19 protein-coding genes and 2 tRNA genes are annotated in these 20879 nt (G+C 70.0%); 14 read left to right on the top strand and 7 right to left on the bottom strand.

All coding sequences use genetic code 11. The features are described 5' to 3' along the window. The first annotated feature begins 5 nt into the window (after positions 1-5). The 9 genes from ehuB to ABZ953_RS17965 all read left to right on the top strand — a co-directional run bounded on the left by ehuB (position 6) and on the right by ABZ953_RS17965 (position 6933). Entirely contained in the window at positions 6-938 is a 933-nt protein-coding gene (ehuB, locus tag ABZ953_RS18005; RefSeq protein WP_361724197.1) for an ectoine/hydroxyectoine ABC transporter substrate-binding protein EhuB, read from the top strand. Continuing rightward, positions 938-1669: an ectoine/hydroxyectoine ABC transporter permease subunit EhuC gene (gene ehuC, locus ABZ953_RS18000; RefSeq protein ID WP_361724373.1), complete on the top strand. Its 732-nt coding sequence runs from the start codon at positions 938-940 to the stop codon at positions 1667-1669. Before ehuB ends, ehuC begins: the two co-directional genes overlap by 1 nt. Then, positions 1666-2313 carry an ectoine/hydroxyectoine ABC transporter permease subunit EhuD gene (gene ehuD, locus ABZ953_RS17995; RefSeq protein ID WP_361724194.1) on the top strand — a complete coding sequence of 216 codons (648 nt, stop codon included), beginning with the start codon at positions 1666-1668 and terminating at the stop codon, positions 2311-2313. The genes ehuC and ehuD overlap by 4 nt, the downstream gene beginning before the upstream one ends. After that, positions 2303-3118: an ectoine/hydroxyectoine ABC transporter ATP-binding protein EhuA gene (ehuA, locus tag ABZ953_RS17990; RefSeq protein ID WP_361724191.1), complete on the top strand. Its 816-nt coding sequence runs from the start codon at positions 2303-2305 to the stop codon at positions 3116-3118. The genes ehuD and ehuA overlap by 11 nt, the downstream gene beginning before the upstream one ends. A gap of 165 nt (positions 3119-3283) precedes the next feature. Beyond that, on the top strand, positions 3284-4051 hold the full coding sequence (locus ABZ953_RS17985; protein WP_361724188.1) for an IclR family transcriptional regulator C-terminal domain-containing protein: 768 nt from the start codon (positions 3284-3286) through the stop codon (positions 4049-4051). A 113-nt stretch (positions 4052-4164) separates the two neighbouring features. Continuing rightward, positions 4165-4238 (top strand) — tRNA-Lys (locus ABZ953_RS17980). 166 nt (positions 4239-4404) lie between these two features. Further along, entirely contained in the window at positions 4405-5124 is a 720-nt protein-coding gene (locus ABZ953_RS17975) for a DedA family protein (RefSeq protein ID WP_361724185.1), read from the top strand. A gap of 19 nt (positions 5125-5143) precedes the next feature. Beyond that, on the top strand, positions 5144-6298 hold the full coding sequence (locus ABZ953_RS17970) for a sensor histidine kinase (protein WP_361724182.1): 1155 nt from the start codon (positions 5144-5146) through the stop codon (positions 6296-6298). Beyond that, the gene (locus tag ABZ953_RS17965; protein ID WP_361724179.1) at positions 6289-6933 is read left to right on the top strand and encodes a response regulator transcription factor; all 645 of its coding nucleotides are present in this window, start codon (positions 6289-6291) and stop codon (positions 6931-6933) included. Before ABZ953_RS17970 ends, ABZ953_RS17965 begins: the two co-directional genes overlap by 10 nt. A gap of 28 nt (positions 6934-6961) precedes the next feature. On the opposite strand, the gene ABZ953_RS17960 is transcribed toward ABZ953_RS17965, so the two are convergent. The 6 genes from ABZ953_RS17960 to ABZ953_RS17935 form a co-directional block, all read right to left on the bottom strand. After that, entirely contained in the window at positions 6962-7282 is a 321-nt protein-coding gene (locus ABZ953_RS17960) for a hypothetical protein (protein ID WP_361724176.1), read from the bottom strand. A gap of 105 nt (positions 7283-7387) precedes the next feature. Then, positions 7388-9049, bottom strand: coding sequence for an AMP-binding protein (locus tag ABZ953_RS17955; protein ID WP_361724173.1), 1662 nt, complete (start codon positions 9047-9049; stop codon positions 7388-7390). Between the two features lie 157 nt (positions 9050-9206). Next, positions 9207-9809: a lytic polysaccharide monooxygenase gene (locus tag ABZ953_RS17950; protein WP_361724170.1), complete on the bottom strand. Its 603-nt coding sequence runs from the start codon at positions 9807-9809 to the stop codon at positions 9207-9209. Positions 9810-9888: 79 nt separating this feature from the next. Continuing rightward, on the bottom strand, positions 9889-10593 hold the full coding sequence (locus tag ABZ953_RS17945) for an AAA family ATPase (protein WP_361724167.1): 705 nt from the start codon (positions 10591-10593) through the stop codon (positions 9889-9891). Beyond that, a complete protein-coding gene (locus tag ABZ953_RS17940; RefSeq protein ID WP_361724164.1) occupies positions 10577-11863 on the bottom strand; it encodes an SPFH domain-containing protein in 1287 nt (428 codons plus the stop codon). Before ABZ953_RS17940 ends, ABZ953_RS17945 begins: the two co-directional genes overlap by 17 nt. A gap of 148 nt (positions 11864-12011) precedes the next feature. Beyond that, a complete protein-coding gene (locus ABZ953_RS17935) occupies positions 12012-13343 on the bottom strand; it encodes a peptidoglycan-binding protein (protein ID WP_361724161.1) in 1332 nt (443 codons plus the stop codon). Positions 13344-13562: 219 nt separating this feature from the next. Here ABZ953_RS17935 and ABZ953_RS17930 point away from each other — a divergent pair. The 4 genes from ABZ953_RS17930 to ABZ953_RS17915 all read left to right on the top strand — a co-directional run bounded on the left by ABZ953_RS17930 (position 13563) and on the right by ABZ953_RS17915 (position 18666). Beyond that, positions 13563-13636, top strand: a tRNA-Lys gene (locus tag ABZ953_RS17930). A gap of 124 nt (positions 13637-13760) precedes the next feature. Beyond that, the gene (locus ABZ953_RS17925; RefSeq protein ID WP_361724158.1) at positions 13761-14474 is read left to right on the top strand and encodes a FadR/GntR family transcriptional regulator; all 714 of its coding nucleotides are present in this window, start codon (positions 13761-13763) and stop codon (positions 14472-14474) included. Positions 14475-14773: 299 nt separating this feature from the next. Beyond that, positions 14774-16732, top strand: coding sequence for a glycosyltransferase family 2 protein (locus ABZ953_RS17920; RefSeq protein ID WP_361724155.1), 1959 nt, complete (start codon positions 14774-14776; stop codon positions 16730-16732). Then, positions 16729-18666, top strand: a complete 1938-nt coding sequence (locus ABZ953_RS17915) for a kelch motif-containing protein (RefSeq protein ID WP_361724152.1) — start codon at positions 16729-16731, stop codon at positions 18664-18666. Before ABZ953_RS17920 ends, ABZ953_RS17915 begins: the two co-directional genes overlap by 4 nt. Before the next feature lie 144 nt (positions 18667-18810). Here ABZ953_RS17915 and ABZ953_RS17910 read toward each other — a convergent pair whose 3' ends face one another. Continuing rightward, a complete protein-coding gene (locus ABZ953_RS17910) occupies positions 18811-19842 on the bottom strand; it encodes a glycoside hydrolase family 6 protein (RefSeq protein WP_361724149.1) in 1032 nt (343 codons plus the stop codon). Between the two features lie 158 nt (positions 19843-20000). Here ABZ953_RS17910 and ABZ953_RS17905 point away from each other — a divergent pair, with 158 nt between their 5' ends. Next, positions 20001-20753: an ANTAR domain-containing protein gene (locus ABZ953_RS17905; RefSeq protein WP_361724146.1), complete on the top strand. Its 753-nt coding sequence runs from the start codon at positions 20001-20003 to the stop codon at positions 20751-20753. Positions 20754-20879: the final 126 nt, after the last annotated feature.

Here is a 20879-nt window from a genome sequence, read left to right as displayed (position 1 = left end):
CGCCCATGGCTCCACCACTTGGGAACAACGAGGGATTCACCGGCAGAGCGGTCCGCCGCCGCGCCCTGCTCACAGGAGCGGGCGGAGCGGCTCTGGGCGTTCTCGGGGTCTCGGCATGCAGCCGGGTACCCGACGAGGGGAAGGTTGAGGGGGGCGATCTGCTGGACAGGCTGCGCGACAGCGGTACGGTCAGGATCGGTGTCGCGGGCGAGGTCCCGTTCGGCTATATCGACGAGAACGGCGAGGTCACCGGGGAGGCGCCGGCCATCGCCAAGGTCATCTTCCCGCGCCTCGGCGTGCCCAAGGTCAAGGCGGTGCCCACGAAGTTCGGCGCCCTGATCCCCGGACTCACGCAGGCGCGGCAGTTCGACGTGGTCTCGGCGGGCATGTACATCAACCCGACGCGGTGCGAGCAGGTCCTCTTCTCCGACCCCGACTACCTCATGCTCGACTCCTTCATCGTGAAGAAGGGCAACCCGCACGGCATCAAGGGCTACGAGGACATAGCCAAGAAGGGCCTCAAGCTGGCGAGCGGCACGGCCTACGCGGAGATCGACTACGCCAAGGCGGCGGGCGTGAAGTCCGTGCTCGTCCTGCCGGACCAGGTGGCGGGCATGGACGCCGTGTCCCAGGGCCGGGTGGACGCCTTCGCGGGCACCAACGTCACCGTCCGCACGGTGATCAAGAACAATCCGCGCGTCGAGGCGACGAAGCCCTTCCAGCCCGTCGTCGACGGCAAGCCGGCCTACGGCGCGGGCGGCTTCGCCTTCCGGCTCTCCGAGAAGAACCTGCGGGACGCCTTCAACAAGGAGCTGCACAAGCTCAAGGAGAGCGGCGAACTCCTTCGCATCGTCAAGCCGTTCGGCTTCACGGAGGCCGAGATGACGAAGCTGACCGTGGCCAGGCTGTGTCCCCCGGCGAAGGGCGTCTCGTCATGATGTCGTCGGAGTTCTTCGGGAACTGGTTCCTGCCGGGCGTGTGGATCACCGTCCAGGTCACCTTCTTCAGCGCGGCCCTCGCCTTCGTGATCGCCTTCCCGATCGGCGTGCTGCGCACGAACCGGCTCTGGATCGTGCGGTTCCTCGCCGGGGCCTACTTCGAGATCTTCCGCAGCACGTCGTCGCTGGTCTTCATGTTCTGGATCGCGTTCACGGTGCCGCCCCTGTTCAACATCAGCTTCCAGCCGATGTTCGCGGGCGTCCTCGCGCTCGGCATCACGTACGGCGCGTACGCCTCCGAGATCGTGCGCGGCGCGCTCGCCGCGGTGCCGCCCGCGCAGCGCGAGGCGGGCATCGCCCTGAACTTCACCCCGGCGCAGCGGCTGCGCCGCATCGAACTGCCGCAGGCCTGGCCGGAGATGATCCCGCCGTTCAACAACCTGCTCATCGAGCTCCTGAAGGGCACCTCGCTGGTCTCCCTCATCGCGGTGGCCGACATGACGTTCGCCGGTGACCTGCTGCGGCTCGTGAAGAGCGAGAGCGCGCCGATCTACACGCTGCTGCTCGGCCTGTACTTCGTCCTCGCGTTCATCCTCACGCGCGGCATGCGGCTCCTGGAGCGGCACGCCAAGAAACGGGTCGGGCAGACGCCGGAGAAGACGGGTCTGTTCGGCGGGCTGCGTTCCAAGACGTCGTTCGACGCCGTCGTCGGGTCGGGGGTCAGCAAGTGAACTGGAACTGGGATCACGTCGACGACTTCATGCCGCTCTTCTGGGACGGCGTGGAGCTCACCCTCAAGGCGCTGCTCTTCGGCTCCTTGATCGCCTTCTCCCTCGGCCTGGTCTGGGCCGTCGCCCAGCGCTCGCCGAAGAAGTGGATCCGCTGGCCGGTCACGGTCGTCACCGAGTTCATCCGGAACACCCCGCTCCTGGTGCAGCTGTTCTTCCTGTTCTACGTGGTGCCGGAGTGGGGCCCCTCGATGTCCCCGCTCACCACGGGCATCGTCGGGCTCGGGCTGCACTACTCGACGTACACGTCGGAGGTCTACCGCGCAGGCATCGACGGCGTACCGGCGGGCCAGTGGGAGGCGGCGACCGCGCTCAGCCTCTCCAAGCGCCGCACCTGGACGTCCGTGATCCTGCCGCAGGCGGTGCGCCGGGTGATTCCCGCGCTCGGCAACTACGTGATCGTCATGCTGAAGGAGTCGCCGCAGATGGCCGCCATCGGCGCGCTCGACATGCTGGGCCAGGCCCAGGGCTACAGCCAGACGACCTTCACCTACGAGGCGATCAGCGTGGTCGGTGTCGCCTTCATCGTCATCGCCTACCCGGCCTCTGTTCTTCTGCGACTTTTGGAGCGTCGTCTTGTCCGCTGACAGCAGCACTTCCCAGGAAATCCCCAACCCGGCCGTCGACGGCAGCGAGCTGATCCGCTTCGACAAGGTCATCAAGCGCTACGGCTCGAACACCGTCCTCGACGAGCTGGACTTCTCCGTCGCCTCCGGCAAGCACGTGACGCTGATCGGCCCGTCCGGCTCCGGCAAGACCACGATCCTGCGGCTCCTGATGACCCTGGTGAAGCCGGAGCAGGGCACGATCAAGGTGGGTGGCAAGTACCTCACCCACGAGGAGAAGAACGGCAAGCTCGTCCCCGCGGGCGAGAAGCACGTCCGCGAGGTCCGCAAGAACATCGGGATGGTCTTCCAGCAGTTCAACCTCTTCCCGAACATGAAGGTGCTCAGGAACATCACCGAGGCGCCCGTCAGCGTCCTCGGCATGTCCAAGGACGAGGCCGACGTACGGGCCCGCGAGCTGCTCGACCTGGTAGGACTCGGCGACCGCTGCGACGCCTACCCGACCCAGCTCTCCGGCGGCCAGCAGCAGCGCGTCGCCATCGCGCGCGCCCTGGCGATGCGTCCCCAGGTCCTGCTGCTCGACGAGGTGACGTCGGCGCTCGACCCGGAGCTGGTGGCGGGCGTCCTCGACGTGCTCCGCGACATCGCGCACACCACGGACATCACGATGCTGTGCGTGACCCACGAGATGAACTTCGCCCGGGACATCTCGGACCAGGTGCTCATGTTCGATTCGGGCCGGGTCATCGAGTCCGGGACCCCGGAGAAGATATTCACGGAGCCGGAGCACGAGCGGACCCGCGAATTCCTCAGCGCGGTGCTGTAAGCCCGTACCGGGTTTGACGTGGGCATATGCCAAAGTGGCGCGTTCCCGCCGATCAGGCGGGAGCGCGTCACCAATCTCCTCAACCGTCGCTCCGAATGCGCCACTTGACGGCTATCGTGGAAACCGAGCCCAGCTGTCCGGAACCGTTCCACGCAGGGGGATGCCGTGGCGTTGAAGCACGAGGCGACCACGCCGCACCGCTCCGTCCAGAGCGCCCTGCGGGTGCTCGAGACCGTCGCCCGGCACAGCACCGGCGTGACCGCGGCGCGGATCGCCAAGGACACCGGCCTGCCCCTCGCCCAGCTCATCCCCCTGCTCGGCATGCTGCGCCGCGAGGGGTACGTGAAGCAGCTCACCGGCGAAAGCGCCGGTGCGTACGTCACCGGGGAGACCCTCAGCCGCCTCGGCTCGGCCCACCACCACGCCGAGGCGCTGCGCGAGAAGCTCCAGAAGACGCTGGACGGACTGCGCGACTCCATCGGCGCCGCCGTCTACATCAGCCGTTATGTGGACGGCGAGGTCCGCGTCACCGACTTCGCCGCGGGCCCCCGCACCCCCGCCGTCAACGAATGGGTGGACTTCCGCTCGTCCGCCCACGCCAGCGCGGTCGGCAAGAGCCTGCTCACCCAGCTCGACGTGGATGGCCGCAGGGACCACCTCTCCCGCCACAAGATGGCCCGCCTCACCTCCCGGACGATCACGAACGAGCAGATCCTGCTCAACCGCCTCGCCCGGCAGCCCGCCACGGTCCCGATCCTCGACCTCCAGGAGTACGCGGTCGGCACGGTCTGCGCGGCCGTGCCGATCACCGCGGGCGCCGCGGTGGGGTGTCTCGCCCTCTCCCTGCCGGTCGAGCACGCGCACCGGCTGCGGGAGGCGGCGGACACGCTGAACCGCGGGGCGACACCGGTCCTGCTGTCCCTGGCGATCTAGGGCCATCGGCAGATCCAGCAGGCGAGCATGTGGTCGGACACGTGGTCGGACACGTGGTCGGACACGTGGTCGGAGGCACCCCCGCGCACCAGGTACTATTTATGAGTCAGCAGGCGCCGCTAGCTCAGTTGGTTAGAGCAGCTGACTCTTAATCAGCGGGTCCGGGGTTCGAGTCCCTGGCGGCGCACAGACACCGAAGGCCCTCCGTTCACGCGGAGGGCCTTCGTCATGTCCGGACCAGGGTCCGGCCTGAGTCCGGCCCGAATCCGGCCTCCCGGGGTGCGGTTTCCCGCACCCTCACTCAACGGCAACCCCCATACCGCCGCTGACCTGCACTTTCTAGCGTTGCCTCCATGGACCTCATGACTCTCGCCCTCCCCCAGGAACCCGCGGGGGGCATCGCGGGCTGGGCCGCCGACCTCGTCGACACGATGGGCGGCCCCGGCGCCGGACTCGCCATCGCCCTGGAGAACCTCTTCCCGCCGCTGCCCAGCGAGGTGATCCTGCCGCTCACCGGCTTCGCCGCGGGTCAGGGCGTGATCAGCCTGGCCTCCGCGCTGTTCTGGACCACGCTCGGCTCGGTGGTCGGCGCCGCCGCCCTCTACTGGATCGGCGTCCTCTTCGGGCGCGAGCGCATGCACGCCCTGTGGGCCAGGCTGCCGCTGGTGAAGACCTCCGACCTGGAGCGGACCGAGGCGTGGTTCGCCAAGCACGGCACCAAGGCCGTACTCCTCGGCCGGATGGTGCCGATCTTCCGCAGCCTGATCTCCGTACCGGCCGGAGTGGAACGCATGCGCCTGCCGGTCTTCCTCGCCCTGACCACCCTGGGCAGCCTGGTCTGGAACACCGTCCTCGTCATGGCGGGCTACTGGCTGGGCGACCAGTGGGACGCGGTCGAGACGTACGTGGGCCTCCTCTCCAAGGCCGTCCTGGTCCTCGTCCTCCTCGCGGTCGCGGTGTACGTGGTGGTGCGCGTGCGATCCCGCGACCGGACCGGGTCCGGGTCGTCCGGGTCCGGGTCGTCCGGGTCCGGGTCGTCCGGGTCCGGGCCCCGCCACCGCCGTGCGGACTAGCGGTTCCGGGACTCGGCTAATGTCGGACGATGTGAAGGAGCCCGTGGCCGCCCCGTTCGTCATGCGGGTCTGCGGTGTGCTCGTCGGCTGCCTCACCGCCCTGCTCGGCCTGCTGTACTTCGTCGGCGCCGGCGCGGGCCTCGGCGCCTTCCTGCTCTGGCCGCGCACCCGCGCCCGCGCCCACGCGCTCCTCGCGGCGGGCGCCCGTCGGCTCACCGCCCTGGAGCGGTGGCGCCGGTCCCTCTTCTTCCACGACGTCTTCCCCGAGCACCGCGCCTCCGACCCGCAGGTCCTGCGCTACCTGGCGGCCCGTACGTACTCCGGGCTGCTGTGCGCGGTCGTGGTCGGCCTCGTCGACTTCGGTGCCGTACTCGCCGGGATCTTCGCCGTGTCGCTCACCCGCTCCTCGATGACCTGGGTGGACCTGCTCAGCCAGGTCGTCCTCGGCGGCACCCTGCTCTTCCTCGCCGTGCAGGGCCTGCGCGCCCTCACCGACCAGGACGCACGCCTCGCCCGCGAGTGCTTTGGCCCCTCCGAGCGGGAGCTCCTGCAGCGCCGCATCGACGAACTGGCCACCAGCCGAGCCGCGGTGGTCCGGGCCGTCGACGTGGAGCGGCGCCGCGTCGAGCGCGATCTGCACGACGGCGTCCAGCAGCGCCTCGTCGCCCTCGCCATGCTGCTCGGCCGGGCCCGCCGCGGCCGCACCCCGGAGCGGGCCGACGCCCTGCTCGAACAGGCCCACAAGGAAGCCCAGGAAGTCCTCACCGAACTGCGCGAGGTGGCCTGGCGGGTCTACCCCACCGCGCTCGACAGCGTGGGCCTGCGCGAGGCGCTCGGCGGAGTCTCGGAGCGGTGCGCGGTGCCCGTACGCATGGAGTACGACGTGCCGGAGCCGCTGCCCTCCCCCGTCGAGACGGCCGCCTACTTCGTCGTGTCGGAGGCCGTCACCAACGCCGCCAAGCACGCGGCGGCCGATGAGGTCTTCGTACGCGTCCACGGCGACGGCGCCACGCTCGCCGTCCTCGTCCGCGACACCGGAACCGGCGGCGCCGACCCGGCGGGCAGCGGGCTCACCGGGCTGCGCAGCCGGGTCGCCGCGCTCGACGGCACACTGCATGTCGACAGCCCTCCCGGAGGGCCCACCACGATCACCGCGGAGCTGCCGTGCGCGTAATCCTCGCCGAGGACTCGACCCTGCTGCGGGAGGGCCTGGTCCGGCTGCTCGCCGAGGAGGGCCATGAGGTCCTCGCCGCCGTGGGCGACGCCGACGCGCTCCTGCGCGAGGTCGCGGCGCACACCCCCGACGTCGTCGTCACCGACATCCGGATGCCGCCGGACCACACCGACGAGGGCCTGCGCGCCGCGGTGCGGATCCGCGAACTGCGCCCCGAGATCGGCGTGCTCGTCCTGTCCCAGTACGTGGAGCGCAACTACGCCGCGCAGCTGCTCACTTCGAGCGCCGAGCGGGTCGGCTACCTGCTCAAGGACCGGGTCGCCCAGGTCGAGGAGTTCCTCGACGCGCTGGAGCGGGTGCATGCCGGGGGCGCCGCCATCGACCCCGAAGTCGTACGGCAGTTGCTCATCCGCACCACGCACGTCGACCCGCTGACCCGGCTCACGCCGCGGGAGCGCACGGTCCTCGAAGCCCTGGCGGAGGGCCACACCAACGCGGCGATCGGGCAGAAGCTGCACATCTCGCTGAGCGCGGTCGAGAAGAACCTGAACGCGATCTTCGACAAGCTGGGCCTGTCCCGCGCGGAGGGCTACAGCCGCCGGGTGCTCGCGGTGCTGCGGTATCTGGAGTCCTAGGGCCTGGGTCGGAAGTCGCTCGCGCGGGTTACGAGAGGACGAAGCCGTCCATGAGCAGTGCCGCCGTGAGACCCGCCGCCAGGAGATAGGTGCCGAGCCTCGTCCGGCCGCGGCGGCTCAGTTCGATCACTCCGCCGCAGAGGATGAGCAGCAGGCCGTAGACCCCGACGACCAGGACGGACGAGCGGCTCGCGAGGCGCAGTGCGAGGACCACCGCGGCGGCGGCCATCAGCAGCGAGGCTGCGGCGATGCGCGCGCGGCGGGCGCGGGCCGCGGGGGTGGGGCCCTGCTGGATCGGGGGCATCTCATCCTGCTCGGGGCCGGTTTCGGTCTGCTCTGGCGCGCTCATGGACGTGGATCGTAATCGGTCAGGCGAGCGGTTTTACCGACTTGTGTCCCTTCCCCACGGATTCCTCACCTCCGCCTCGGGGTCCAGGCATCGAGGGTTCAGGCCTCAGGGGTCCAGAAGCGCCGCGCGGCCCCGCGCCTCGTACTGCGCGAGCAGTTCCGTCACATCGGACGGCGTGAGCCCGCGGTAGGCGGACGAGCCCGGCGGGCGCCACCAGACGGGGTCCTGGCACCGGAACCCCTCGCGGCGCAGCTCGCCGCGGGCCACCTTGCTGGTCGCCGTCACCGGCATCCGGGGGACCACCCGCACGAAGCGGGGCGCCATTTTCGTCCCCAAGTCCGTTTGGGAGAGCAGGAATTCGGCGAAGTCGAGCGGATCGAAGGGGGCGTCGGGCGGGGGCGCGAGCGCCGCCATGACCTGGTCCCCTGCCACCGGATCCGGCACCGCGTAGACCGCCACCGCCGCCGCCCCGCCGTACCGCGCGAGGATGTTCTCGATCATCGCCGCCGCCAGGTTCTCGCTGTCCACCCGCAGCCGGTCGTCCTGGCGCCCGGCGAAGTAGAGGTGGCCGTCGGCGTCGCGGTAGAAGAGGTCGCCCGTCCAGTACCAGCCGCCCCGGACCCGTTCCGCCTGCGCCGCGTCGTTGCGCCAGTACCCCTCGAAGGGGTTCGGGCCGCGGTTCACCAACTCCCCTATCGCGGCCCGCCCGTTCAGGAGCCGTCCGTCCGGGGCGAACCGGGCCGGTTCGCACTCCCGCAGCGTCCCGGGGTCGACCACCGCGAGGTCGTCGCCCGGTGCGGCGCGGCCGATCGCCCCGGTCGGCGTGTCCGGGGTGCGCTGGATCGCCGCGCCGCCCTCGGAGGACCCGTACCCCTCGACGAGCCGTACCCCGAACCGTTCCTCGAAGCGCGCCGCGTCCACCGCCCCGGCCTCGGTCCCGAAGCCGACCCGTAGGGGGTTGTCCCGGTCGTCGGGGCGTTCGGGCGTGGCCAGGACGTACTGCACCGCGCGGCCCACGTACGTGAAGTACGTGGCCCCGAACTCCCGTACGTCCGGCAGGAACCGGGACGCCGAGAAGCGGTCGCGGAGCGCCACGCCCGCCCCCGCGGCAAGCGCGGGCGCCCAGTCCGCGATCACCGCGTTGCCGTGGAACATGGGCATGCAGATGTAGTGGGTGTCCGAGGGGCGGATGCCGAAGTGCGCGACCAGGGAGCGGCCCGCCGCCGCGAGGCGGCCCTGGCTGCAGATCGCGGCCTTGGGGGCGCCGGTCGAGCCGGAGGTGAAGTAGAGGAGCATGCGGCTGCCGGGGCCCACGGTCCGTGCGATGTCCGGCTTCGCGTCGGCGTAGGGAGTGAGCAGATCGCGGTAGGCCGCCGTGTCGGTCACCAGGATGCGGACGCCGGGGAGTTCGAGGCCGTCGAGCAGGGGCAAGTGCGCCCGCTCCGTCACCAGGACCTTGCAGTCGGTGTGCACGATGTCGCGGGCCAGTTCCGCGCCGCGCCGCGTGGGGTTGATGCCCGCCACCGCCGCGCCCGCGAGCGCCGCCGCGCTCAGCCAGAGCGGGTATTCGGGGGTGTTGTCGAGCAGGACGCCGATGTGGGGCTCGCCCCTGGGCGTCAGGAGGTCGGCGAGCAGGGCGGCCCGCGCCGCGGCGCCCGCCGCCAGCTGGTGGTGGGTCAGCTCACCGCCCGCGTGGCGCAGGCCGGTGCGGTGATCGCCCCACCGCGCCCGTACGAGGTCCGCGACGGTGGTTCCGGTGCTCTCCATGACCGCGCACCATAATTGACGTGCCATCAGATGTAGAGCCTGCGCACGCCGTGAGGTCGGCACGGCGTGCGCAGAACCTGCCTGTGGGGTGTGGGGAAGCCGCCCTCAGGCGCCGGTCAGGCAGTTGGGCCGGTCAGGCCGCTGGACCGGCGACCGGTCAGAACTGGACGTCCGAGCACGCGTAGAACGCGTTCGACGTGTCCGCGACCGTCCAGACGGCGACGATCACGTGGTGGCCGCTGCGGCCACCCGGGATGGCGCCGCTGTGCGACAGGCTCGCGGGCGGCTGCTGGCTGTTGTACGGGACGCTGAGGAACGGCGTGGTGTCCAGGGCGGACCTGGTCACCGCCTTGCTGTCGTCCCAGCCCTGCTTGGTGATGTAGTACTTGAAATCGGTGGTGCGGTGGCGCGCGGTGAACTGCCAGCGGAACGTGTAGTTCTGCCCGCCGCTCACCTTGGTCGTCGGCCAGGCCCCGCCCCCTGGCGTCTTGGGTGAGTTGAGCTGGTTGAACCCGGCTATGCCCGCCGAACAGATCTTGCCGTCGGCGGGACCGCCCGCCGGGAAGCCCTTGGGGCCCTCGGCGCTCTGCGGCTCGTACTGGATGGAGCCGCAGTTGGCCACCACGCCCTTGGCGCAGTTGATCTGCCTGCTCGCGGGCAGATCCGTGTAGCCGTGGCTGCTGGCGCCGCTGGCGGAGAGCGCGAACGCGCCGACCGTACCGAGGCCGACCAGGGCCGCGTAAATCTTCTTGTTTCGCATGTGCCGCTCCTGCCGAACGTGGGGAGTTCCGTGGGACGTGCGCGCACTGCGGTCTAGACCAAGCCTCAGATTATTGCCGTTAGTTGAACATGTCCATACCAATCGTGGAGAGGATCCGTCCGCATCGCTCGCGCGACTTCTCCACCAGTTCACCGTTGGGCGCGTCGTTCGCGGCGACCCAGCCCGCGGCCTCCTCCGGCGACCTGCCGCCCGCCAACTGCCGCTCGACGAGGCGCTGTTGCCGTACCTTTACTGGTGAGTCGAGGTACCAGCACGCCGCCATCAGGTCGTGCGCCGTGCGCCAGCCGGGCAGATCGCAGGCCAGATAGTTCCCCTCGGTGATCACGAGCCGGGCGGTGGGCGCGACGCGATGGCGGGCGGCGATCGGCTCGTGGAGTGTGCGGTCGTAATCGGGTACGTAGATGTCGTGCGCCGGATCGTCGAGCACCCGGCGGAGCAGCGCGACGTACCCCGCCACGTCGAAGCTCGGCTCCGAACCCTTGCGGTCGGTGAGGCCGAGCCGCGCCAGCTGGTCGTTGGAGAGGTGGAAGCCGTCGAGGGGCAGATAGGCGGCGCCCGCCCCGAGCCGCTCGGCCAGGGCCCGCGCGAGGGTCGACTTGCCGGTGCCGGGCGGGCCCGCGATCCCGAGGACGGCGCGCGGGACGCCGTCGGTCAGCCGCCAGGCATCGGCGGCGAGGCGGGCGAGGGGGGTACGGGGGTCAGGAAGGTCAGGAAGGTCAGGAAGGTCGGGGAGGTCGCGGTGGGGGTCATCGGTGTTCTCCATGGCCCGTATAGAACGCCACCGTCAGGTCCTTCACCAAAGCCTTGCGCTCGTAGTCGTCAAGCTCCACGAGGCCCCGCGTGGTCAGCCGCGTCACCGTGTCCTCGACCGAGTCGACCACCGAGGTCAGGACGGTGTCGCGGTGGCGCGCGTCGAGCGCGGCGACCCGGCGGCGCTGCATCACGGCGGCGACCTCGGGGGCGTACTCGATACGGGTCGGCCGGACCGAGAAGATCTCGACGCCGACCGCCTCCGTGTCCGCGGCGAGCGCCCGGGTCAGCGCGGCGCCGACGGCCTCGGCGTCGCGCAGGGTGGGCGCCTCGTCGTGGAAGGCGTCGGCGGGCAGCCGCGAGAGGACCCGGGCCGTGGCCGCCTCCACGCACTCCCGCAGATACTCCTGGTGGTCCTCGATCGCGAGCGTCGCCCGCGCGGGGTCCTTCACCCGCCATACGACGAGCACGACGACGCGCACGGCGACGCCGCCGCTGTCCACGGCAGGCATCGGCTCGCTCCGCCAGTGCCGCAGCCGTACGTCGACCCGGCGGCGCAGGAGCAGCGGGTTCACCCACATCAGGCCGGTGCGGCGGACGGTGCCCCGGTAGCGGCCGAAGAGGCTGAGCACCCAGGCCCTGCCGACCCGCCCGCGGGCAAGCCCGCCGAACCCGAAGAGGCCGAGCGCCCCGGACCCGGCGAGCGACGCCCACTGCGCGGCCCCGAGCCCGATCCCCTCGTATCCCGGCAGCCCCGGCAGCCCCGTCACCCGCAGCGCGGGCTCCGGCAGCACCCCCGCCCACCACAGCGAGAGCGCGCCCCCGGCGATCCCCGTACAGCCGCCGAGCACCCCGGCGAGGCCCGGCAGCACCCACGCCCGACGCTCCCCGATCGCGGGGTCGACGTCGGGCACGGGGCGCACCGGCGGCGCCACCGCGGGCGGCGCGGGCCGCCGGGCCGTGCGCGGTTGCTCCCCGGTCCCCTGCCTGCGCCGCACCACGGCGTGCGAGAGCGGCACGCCCGTCGCGTCGTCCGGGTCGTCGCGGAAGAGGAGGTGCACGGGGATCTCGGTGGTCGCCTCGCTCTGGATCACCCGCGCCCCGCGCGCGAGAACCTGCTCGGGCGCCTCGTCCGGCAGCGTGAACCGGTCCCGAGGGGGCTGTGGCTGGGAGGCCTGGGGCTGGGAGGCCTGGGGCTGGGAGGCCTGGGGCTGGGGAGACCGGGCCTCGGGGGACGGCTGTGACTGGGGGGACTGGGGCTGGGAAGCCGCCGTCGCACTCATCGGTGCCTCCGACTCATTCGTGCCTCGTTCTCGTTCGTGCCCGTACCGCACCGCGCCCCCACTCCGCACCGCGTCCCCGCCCCGCCCCACCCCACATCTCCGCCCCACCCCATACCTCGGCCCCGCACCGCATCTCCGCCCCGGTCGCTCACCGGAACAACCGCCGCCACGTCTCCGGCCCCGGATAGCCGTCGGCCGCCGCGCCCCGCCAGCCCTGGGACCGCTGGAACGCCTCCACATTGCGCCGGTCGCTCTCGCTCCACGCCGGTCCCGGGCCCTTGGCGTAGTGCCTGCCGAAGCCCTTCTTCACCAGCTGCCTGCCGAGCCGCTCGATCGCCGGGTCCGTCCGGCCGGGGCGGAAGACGGCCCGGCCGGGGTAGCCGGGCGCCGCCGCGCCGCTACCGGTGGCGGGGCCGTCCGCACCCGCGGCGGGGATGTTCCGCCCCTTGCCCTTCATCAGGTACGACCACGTCGTCGGCCCCGGCAGCCCGTCCGCGTCCCTGCCCCGCCAGCCCTGCGCCAGCTGGAACGCCTGCGTCGCCCTGCGGTCCGCCTCGCTCCAGCGCGGCCCCGGGCCCGACCGGTAGAACCGCTTGCCGCCCCGGGCGACCAGCGCCTTGCCGAGCCGCGTCACGTACGGGTTGTTCGCGCCGGGGCCGAAGGAGCGCGCGCCGGGGTACGGCGTCGTGACAGAGCCCGAGCCGCCCGGCGCACCCTCGCTCACGCCTTTGTAGCGATAGGCCAGATAGCGGTCCCCGTTGGTCCAGTAGGCATAGGGGGTGACTTGCTTCCTGGTGTGCGGGCGGGCCTGTTCGTACGCGGTGTAATGCGTGCGCGCGGTGTCCGTCCAGCCCCCGAAAATCGTCACGTGCGAACCTTTCGTCGGGTTCGCCGGATTGTGGAAAAGGAGAATGTCGCCGGGTTGCAGCTGTTCCTTTGCAATGCGCACGGCATAGGTACCGAGGCTGCCCGTCCATTCGTTGCCGCTGAGATTCCAGGCCATCGAGACAAAGCCCGAGCAGTCCTGCCGATAGCCGTCGGGCCAGTACTTCTCCATGTCGTACGGCACCTTCGCCGCGACCCACTTCTGGGCCCGTTCGATGATCTCCGCCCGGGTGGTCGCCCGGTATGCCGCCACCCCCGGCGCCCCCGGCGTCGAGGTGGCCGCGTCACCGTGCAGCGGGCTCACGCCGCCCTGCGGGTTGTCCGTGCCCTCGTCGGAACCGTCGTCGGCCGGGACCGTGCCCGGCACCGCCGGACGGGCCCCCACCTCGACCGATGCCGCCGCGGGCAGGGTCTGGGCGCCGAGCACCGTGCCGGCCGCCGCGGCGAGGACGAGGGCGCGGCGGGCGCCGTGCGCGGCGGGACGGCCGCCGAGCCGCGGTGGCAGGACGAGCGCCGTGCGGCGCCAGTGAATACAGCCGGGACAATCGCAGTCGCTCTCGGGAACGAATTCCTCGAACAGCGGAGCGGCCTCCATGCGATTCCCCTCACACCCCGGATCACACCCCGGAAAAGAATGTACGCGCATCTGCACGTCCGTCAGTTTCTCAACTGTCCCGGGATACCGCATGTTGACGGTCCGAATGATGCAGCGCCCCCGCCCCGGCACTCCCCCGGGCGCCCCCGGCCCCGGCGAACGGGCGCCGGGTGGTCCGGAGCATCCCTCGACGTCCGGTAGAGTTATCCAGGTCAGCAGGCGCCGCTAGCTCAGTTGGTTAGAGCAGCTGACTCTTAATCAGCGGGTCCGGGGTTCGAGTCCCTGGCGGCGCACAGACACCGAAGGCCCTCCGTTCACGCGGAGGGCCTTCGTCGTGTCCGCCTCGTAACTCCGTCTCGTATCTCCGCCGTGTCCGCGCGGGGCCGGTCCCCGTATCCGTACCGCTACGGTTGCGCCATGGCGCGCGACATCCAGGAGCGGATCAAGAAGCTCATCATCGACTCGAGACTGCCCTCCGGGGCCTCGCTGCCGACCGAGCCCGAGCTGATGGAGCGCCTGGGTGTCAGCAGGAACTCCGTCCGGGAGGCCCTCAAGGCGCTCCAGGCCATGGGGATCGTGGAGATCCGGCACGGTTTCGGGACGTATGTCGGCCCGATGTCGGTCGCCCCGATGATCGAGGGCCTCACCTTCCGCACGGTCGCGGGCCACTACCGCGGCGAGGACAGCCTGCTCCAGCTCCTGGAGCTGCGCGAGGCCGTGGAGACCGGGCTCATCGCGCGCCTCGCGGGCCGGGTACCCGCCGCCGACCTGGCGGAACTCGACGCCCTTGTGGAACGGATGGAGTCCGAGGCGGCGTCCCCGGAGGCCGCCGTGCGCGCCGAGACCGACCGCGCGTTCCACGCCACGCTCTACCGCGGCCTCGGCAACCTCCTCCTCGGCGAGGTCCTCGAGGCCTTCTGGGACGCCTTCCACAAGGTGCGGACCGATCTGGTGGACGTGCCGCAGGATCCCTCGGTCACCTGCCGCCAGCACCGGGAGATCCTTGCGGCGGTGCGCTCAGGTGACGCGTTCCGGGCCGAGCAGGCCATACGCGAGCACTTCGGCAACATTCGCACGCGTCTGAGCTCCCCCGTCCCAACAGATGCCCCAATCCCATCGTTTGACCGTTAACTCCTCGTTTCACCCTTGCGATCACACCGTAGGGCGTAGAACCCTGTCCGGGAGCCATCGGCTCTCATGAGGCGGGCGGTGCGGGGCAGTTGGGGAACCGGGTCGGCCGCGGCGGGACAGGGACGGGGGTCCCGTTCGTGAAGCGATGCCGAGGGGGGCATCATGCAACCGGAAGGTCGCCTTTCTATGTCTAAGGAGACGGTGGCCTTCCTCTGATGTGTTCGCGAAGGTCGAGGGGGACCGCAGCGGACGGAACGACCTACGAACACGCGGGGGACCCGCGTGCGGGGGGATGACTCATGACGTCGACGCCGACGGGCGGACGCCAGAACGACCCGTCAGAGACGACCCAGCTCCGGGCCGTGTCGCATCGGACGGGCGGCTTCCGCAGAATCAAGAAGTCCCTGCCGCGCTACGACTACGAGCACTACAGCCGCCTCGCCGGACCGCTCACCCAGCCCGACCCGAGCAAGCCGTACAAGGTGAAGTACCGCTCGCTGCTCTCCCAGGAGCCGCACAAGGTGCGCGCCGCGCTGATGCTCGGCGCCGCCCCGCTGCTCTCCCTTGTACTGCTCGGCTGGCTGCTGCAACCCGAGCACTGGACGAAGCGGGACTACGTCGCCAACGACTGGCTGCCGGCGCTCGACATCGTCATGCTCATATCGATCGGCCTGATCGAGTTCTTCCGCTGCATGAACGTGCTCTCCAACGCGCACGCGACGCTCGTCGCCCGCGACCCGATCCCCGTGGTGCCCGAGTCCGGCACCAGAGTCGCCTTCCTCACCTCGTTCGTGCCCGGCAAGGAGCCGATCGGCATGGTGACGAAGACGCTGGAGGCCGCGGTCAAGATCCGGCACCGCGGCCTGCTGCACGTCTGGCTCCTCGACGAGGGTGACGACCCTGAGGTCAAGGAGGTCTGCCGACGGCTCGGCGTGCACCACTTCTCCCGCAAAGGCGTGGCCAAGTGGAACCTGGCCAAGGGCCCGCACCGCGCCAAGACCAAGCACGGCAACTACAACGCCTGGCTCGACGCGCACGGCGACGCCTACGACTACTTCGCCTCGGTCGACACCGACCACGTCCCGATGCCGAACTACCTGGAGCGGATGCTCGGCTTCTTCCGCGACGAGAACGTCGGCTTCGTCATCGGCCCGCAGGTCTACGGCAACTACGACAACTTCGTCACCAAGGCCGCCGAGTCGCAGCAGTTCCTCTTCCACGCGCTCATCCAGCGCGCGGGCAACGCGTACGGCGCCCCGATGTTCGTCGGCACCTCCAACGCGGTGCGCATCAAGGCCCTGAAGCAGATCGGCGGCCTGTACGACTCGATCACCGAGGACATGGCGACCGGCTTCGAGATCCACCGGGCCACCAACCCCGGGACCGGCAAGAAGTGGAAGTCGGTCTACACCCCGGACGTGCTCGCGGTCGGCGAGGGCCCCAACGCCTGGACGGACTTCTTCACGCAGCAGCTTCGCTGGTCGCGAGGGACGTACGAGACGATCCTCAAGCAGTTCTGGAAGGCGCCGTTCTCGCTGCCCCCCGGTCGGCTCTTCAACTACACGATGATGGTCATCTTCTACCCGATGTCCGCCATGAACTGGATCCTGGCCGCGCTGAGTTGTGCGCTCTTCCTTGGCCTCGGCGCGTCCGGCGTGAACATCGACCCGACCATCTGGCTGATGCTGTACGGCAACGCGTCGGCGTTGCAGATCGGCCTCTACATCTGGAACCGCAGGCACAACGTCTCCCCGCACGAGCCCGAGGGCTCCGGCGGCATCGCGGGCATGGTGATGTCGGCGCTCTCCGCGCCGATCTACGCCCGCTCGCTCCTGGACGCCGCCCTGCGCCGCAAGAGCAAGTTCGTGGTGACCCCCAAGGGCGACTCGGCCAGCCCCGACACCCTGTTCGGGACCTTCCGCATCCACCTGTTCTTCATCCTGGTCTTCGGCGGCTCGATCACCGCGTCCTTCCTGTACGGGCACTCGCACCCCGCGATGATCACCTGGGCCACGTTCGCCCTGCTGATCACGGCGGCGCCGATCTTCGCCTGGCGCTGGGGCATGCGGCAGGACAGGAAGAAGAAGACCGAGCCCCCGGCGGGCGACGGGACGTTCGGGCCGCCGCAGGGGACGGAGACGGCGGTCCCGCAGCAGCGCGACGCCATGGCGCCCCTGCCGCACGCCCCTCAGCAGAAGCCCAGCTGGGCCGCACCCGATCAGACCATGCAGATTTCCCTTGGGGGACGTAAGAAATGAAAGACCGTTCCAGCCGCCGCCGCGCCCGCCGCATCGCGATAGGCGCGGCGGTCGTCCTCGCGCTGGCGGGGATGAACGGACCGTGGCTGTGGCGCGTGGGCTCCGAGAAGTACCACGACTACAAGATCAACAAGCCGGAGTACAAGGCGGACAACGGGCACTGGGAGGTCGTGGACTTCCCCGAGGAGTACCGCCAGAACACGATCCACGCCGCCCTCCTGCACACCGGCAAGGTCCTGCTCGTCGCCGGGTCCGGCAACAATCAGAAGAACTTCGACAAGAAGAAGTTCGACACCCGCCTGTGGGACCCGGTCAAGAACACGATCAAGAAGATCCCGACGCCCACCGACCTGTTCTGCACCGGCCACACCCAGCTGGGCAACGGCAATCTGCTGATCGCGGGCGGCACCCAGCGCTACGAGAAGCTGAAGGGCGACATCACCAAGGCGGGCGGCCTGATGATCGTCCACAACGAGGACCCGGACGAGCCGAAGACGATCCCCGCGGGCACCCGGTTCACCGGCAAGAAGAACGGCAAGACGTTCGTCTCCAAGGACAACATCCTCGTCGAGAAGGCCAAGAAGGTCTTCGACAAGCAGACCGGCGCGTTCCTGCGCACCGAGCCGGGCCTCGGCCGGGTCTACGTCGAGGCGCAGCAGAGCGGCGCCAAGCATGAGACAGGCACCCAGGACAACTACCGCATCCAGGGCCTGAAGGGTGCCGACACCCGCAACGTCTACGGCATGGCGCAGAAGCTCGCCCTGGACAAGAAGGACTTCCAGGGGATCAAGGACACCTTCGAGTTCGACCCGGTCGCCGAGCGGTACATCAAGGTCGACCCGATGAACGAGGCGCGCTGGTACCCCACGCTGACCACGCTCACCGACGGCAAGATCCTCTCCACCTCAGGGCTCGACGAGATCGGCCAGCTGGTCCCCGGCAAGAACGAGGTGTACGACCCGGCCACCAAGAAGTGGACGTACACCAAGGGCATCCGGCAGTTCCCGACGTACCCGGCGATCTTCCAGATGGCCGACGGCAAGCTCTTCTACTCCGGTTCGAACGCGGGCTACGGCCCGGACGACGTCGGCCGCAAGCCCGGCGTCTGGGACCTGGAGACCAACAAGTGGAAGGGCATTCCGGGCCTGAGCGACGACAAGCTCCTGGAGACGTCCGGCACGGTCGAGCTGCCGCCCGCCCAGGACCAGAAGTACATGGTGGTCGGCGGCGGTGGCGTCGGCGAGTCCGACGAGTCCAGCAAGAAGACCCGCATCGTCGACCTCAAGGCCGAGAAGCCGATGTTCGCGGACGGGCCCGAGATGGAGAAGGGCACGCGCTACCCGCAGATCTCCACGCTGCCCGACGACACCGTGCTGATCGCCGGCGGCTCCGAGGACTACCGCGGACGCGGCGCCTCCAACATCCACCAGGCGCGGCTCTACGACGCGAAGACGGGTGAGATGAAGCGGGTGGCCGACCCCGAGGTGGGCCGGAACTACCACTCGGGTTCGGTCCTGCTGCCCGACGGCCGCGTGATGTTCTTCGGCTCCGACTCGCTCTACGCGGACGCGGCCAACACCAAGCCGGGCGTCTTCGAGCAGCGCATCGAGATCTACACGCCGCCGTACCTCTACCACGGCTCGCAGCCGACGCTCGGCAAGGGCCCGGAGACGATTCGGCGGGGCGGCACGGGGACGTTCCCGACGAAGCACTCCTCGTCCATCAAGACGGCCCGCCTCATCAAGCCGAGCGCGTCCACGCACGTCACGGACATCGACCAGACGTCGATCGCACTCGACCTGAAGAAGACGAAGGGCTCGGTCTCCGTGACCGTCCCGAAGAATCGGGCTCTGGTGGAGTCGGGTTGGTACATGTTGTTCGTGACGGACGACCAGGGCACGCCGAGCAAGGCGCAGTGGGTGCACGTGCCCTAGGGGCTCTGGGGCGCCCCGGAGGGGCGTTCAGGGGCGCGGGGAACTGCGCGCTCAGCCCACGAAAAGCCGCAGTCGCGTCTGCTCAGTTACTCGGCAGATGCGGCTGCGGCTTCTTTGTGGCTTGTCGCGCAGTTCCCCGCGCCCCTAACGGGGCGCCTTCGCCAGGCCCATCGCGTACTCCGGCCACCACTCGCCCGCCTTCGGACCGCCCCGACACGTCCCGTCGGACTCACCCGGCCGCTTCACCCACAGGTACGCGTCGACGAGCGGGTCGGACGTCTTGGTCGTGGGCGTCTCGCCGAGCGCGCGGCCGGGCGGGTTGCACCACGGGTCCTTGCCCTTGGTGTACGGCCCAGCGCCGTTGCGCCCCGTGTCGATGACGAACGGCTTTCCGCCGATCTTCGCCGAGAGCTTCTTGCCGAACTCCGTGCTGACCTCGGTGGTCTGGAAGTTGGAGACATTCACCGAGAAGCCGTCGGCCTGCTCGACGCCGGAGCGCTTCAGGGGCTCCCAGAGCGCGTCGGGGTTCTTCCAGCCCGCGTTGCCCGCGTCGAGGTACACCTTCGTGTCCTTCAGGGACTTGAGCTTTCCGATGGCGCCCTTGAGCAGGTCGTACCGCTCCTCGTGGAACTGGGCCGGTGTGCAGTTGTCGACCATGTGGAGCACCGCGTCGGGCTCCAGGATCACCGTGGCGTGGCGGTCGCCGATGCCCTTGGCGACCTGGTCGATGAACGCCCGGTACGCGTTGCCGTCGGCCGCGCCGCCGCCCGAGTACTGGCCGCAGTCGCGGTGCGGGATGTTGTAGAGGACGAGCAGGGCGTCCCGGTCGGCCTTCTCGGCGGCCTCGGTGAAGCCGCGCGCCTGGTCCTCCGCGTTCTCCGGGACGATCCACTCGGCGACGGGCTGCTCGGCGATCTTCCGGATCAGCGCGGCGTCGTCCTTCTTGCCGTCCTCGGCGTACGAGGTGACCTGCTTGGCCGCGTTGCCGTCCGGATTGACCCAGTACGGGTCCTTCTCCTTGGGCTGCTGTTTCACCGGCGAGCTCGACGAGCCGTCCGAGTCACCGTCGGAGGACGAGCACCCGGCAAGGAGCAGCGCCGCCCCCGCGAGTGCCGCTCCCGCCCGCACCCCCCTGGCCGCGAACCCGTGCCCGCGACCGGTGTTTTTGCGGTACATCCACTCCCCCTCGCGTGCACTGTCCGGTTCTCAATCCTGACATACGCACTCGCTCGTCCACGAGGTCTGCCGGACCCGCCCGGAGACCTGTAGAACAGCTGTTACAGCGACGCCGCGCAGGGTAGTCGCAGTGCGCGGGGAGTTGAGGAGGAAGGGTCATGCGGGACCGCGACAGCGAACTGCGGCTTGCGGACGTCCTGGTGAAGACCGCGGACACCCTCACCGACGACTTCGACGCCGAGGAGTATCTGCGGTGGCTCTCGGACTGCAGCGTGGAGCTGCTCGACGCCCAGGGTGCCGGGATCATGTACACGGGCGGGAACGACGGGGTGCGCCTCATCTCGAACAGCGGCCAAGAGGGGTGCGTCCGGGACCTGTTGGCGGTGCAGCACCGCGGCGGTCCGTGTGTGGAGAGCTTCGGCACCGGGCGGCCCGTGCCGCCGGTCGGCCTCGACGAAGCGAAGGCGCGTTGGCCCGCGTTCGGCGCACAGGCCCTCAAGTACGGCGTCGCGCAGACGTACGCGGTGCCGATGCGGCGGCACGACACCATTCTCGGCGCACTCAATGTGTTCGTTCCGGTGGCCCATCAATCCACCGCCTGCGAACGGGAGTTCAGGGTCGCACTGGTACTGGCCCACGGCGCGGCGGTGGGCCTCGGCAATCACCTTATGCACGCCGAGTACCGAACCCTCTCGGAGCAGCTCCAGACCGCATTGGACAGCCGCATTCGCGTCGAACAGGCCAAGGGCTTCCTGGCCCAGCGGTGGGGCACCGACGTCGACGAGGCGTTCGAGGCGCTGCGGCGCTATGCGCGCAACGAGCAGCAGGCCATCGACCTGGTCGCCGGCCAGGTGATCAAGGGCTCGATCGGCGATGCGGCACTGCGGGACGGCGGGTCCGCACCCCGCTGAAAATCGCGCCCCACCTGCGGTGATCACGGAGGGAAAGGAAAGGGCGACTTGGCGTCATTCTGCCTCTGACACCCTCTAGGCTCGCGCGCCTGTTCGTTCTACAGTCGGTTGCACGGCCCCGGCCCC

The organism is Streptomyces sp. NPDC046465 (assembly GCF_040646035.1).
Lineage (GTDB): Bacteria > Actinomycetota > Actinomycetes > Streptomycetales > Streptomycetaceae > Streptomyces.
This window is presented reverse-complemented; position numbering and strand designations above follow the sequence as displayed.

Excerpts from the sequence above, each read along its gene's own strand:
- ABZ953_RS17940 (WP_361724164.1), bottom strand. The coding sequence starts at position 11,863 with ATGAGTGCGACGGCGGCTTCCCAGCCCCAGTCCCCCCAGTCACAGCCG.
- ABZ953_RS17950 (WP_361724170.1), bottom strand. The coding sequence starts at position 9,809 with ATGCGAAACAAGAAGATTTACGCGGCCCTGGTCGGCCTCGGTACGGTC.
- ABZ953_RS17905 (WP_361724146.1), top strand. The coding sequence starts at position 20,001 with ATGCGGGACCGCGACAGCGAACTGCGGCTTGCGGACGTCCTGGTGAAG.
- ABZ953_RS17915 (WP_361724152.1), top strand. The coding sequence starts at position 16,729 with ATGAAAGACCGTTCCAGCCGCCGCCGCGCCCGCCGCATCGCGATAGGC.
- ABZ953_RS17945 (WP_361724167.1), bottom strand. The coding sequence starts at position 10,593 with ATGGAGAACACCGATGACCCCCACCGCGACCTCCCCGACCTTCCTGAC.
- ABZ953_RS17935 (WP_361724161.1), bottom strand. The coding sequence starts at position 13,343 with ATGGAGGCCGCTCCGCTGTTCGAGGAATTCGTTCCCGAGAGCGACTGC.
- ABZ953_RS17920 (WP_361724155.1), top strand. The coding sequence starts at position 14,774 with ATGACGTCGACGCCGACGGGCGGACGCCAGAACGACCCGTCAGAGACG.
- ABZ953_RS17970 (WP_361724182.1), top strand. The coding sequence starts at position 5,144 with ATGTCGGACGATGTGAAGGAGCCCGTGGCCGCCCCGTTCGTCATGCGG.
- ABZ953_RS17910 (WP_361724149.1), bottom strand. The coding sequence starts at position 19,842 with ATGTACCGCAAAAACACCGGTCGCGGGCACGGGTTCGCGGCCAGGGGG.
- ehuB (WP_361724197.1), top strand. The coding sequence starts at position 6 with ATGGCTCCACCACTTGGGAACAACGAGGGATTCACCGGCAGAGCGGTC.
- ABZ953_RS17975 (WP_361724185.1), top strand. The coding sequence starts at position 4,405 with ATGGACCTCATGACTCTCGCCCTCCCCCAGGAACCCGCGGGGGGCATC.
- ehuC (WP_361724373.1), top strand. The coding sequence starts at position 938 with ATGTCGTCGGAGTTCTTCGGGAACTGGTTCCTGCCGGGCGTGTGGATC.
- ABZ953_RS17925 (WP_361724158.1), top strand. The coding sequence starts at position 13,761 with ATGGCGCGCGACATCCAGGAGCGGATCAAGAAGCTCATCATCGACTCG.
- ABZ953_RS17955 (WP_361724173.1), bottom strand. The coding sequence starts at position 9,049 with ATGGAGAGCACCGGAACCACCGTCGCGGACCTCGTACGGGCGCGGTGG.
- ABZ953_RS17960 (WP_361724176.1), bottom strand. The coding sequence starts at position 7,282 with ATGAGCGCGCCAGAGCAGACCGAAACCGGCCCCGAGCAGGATGAGATG.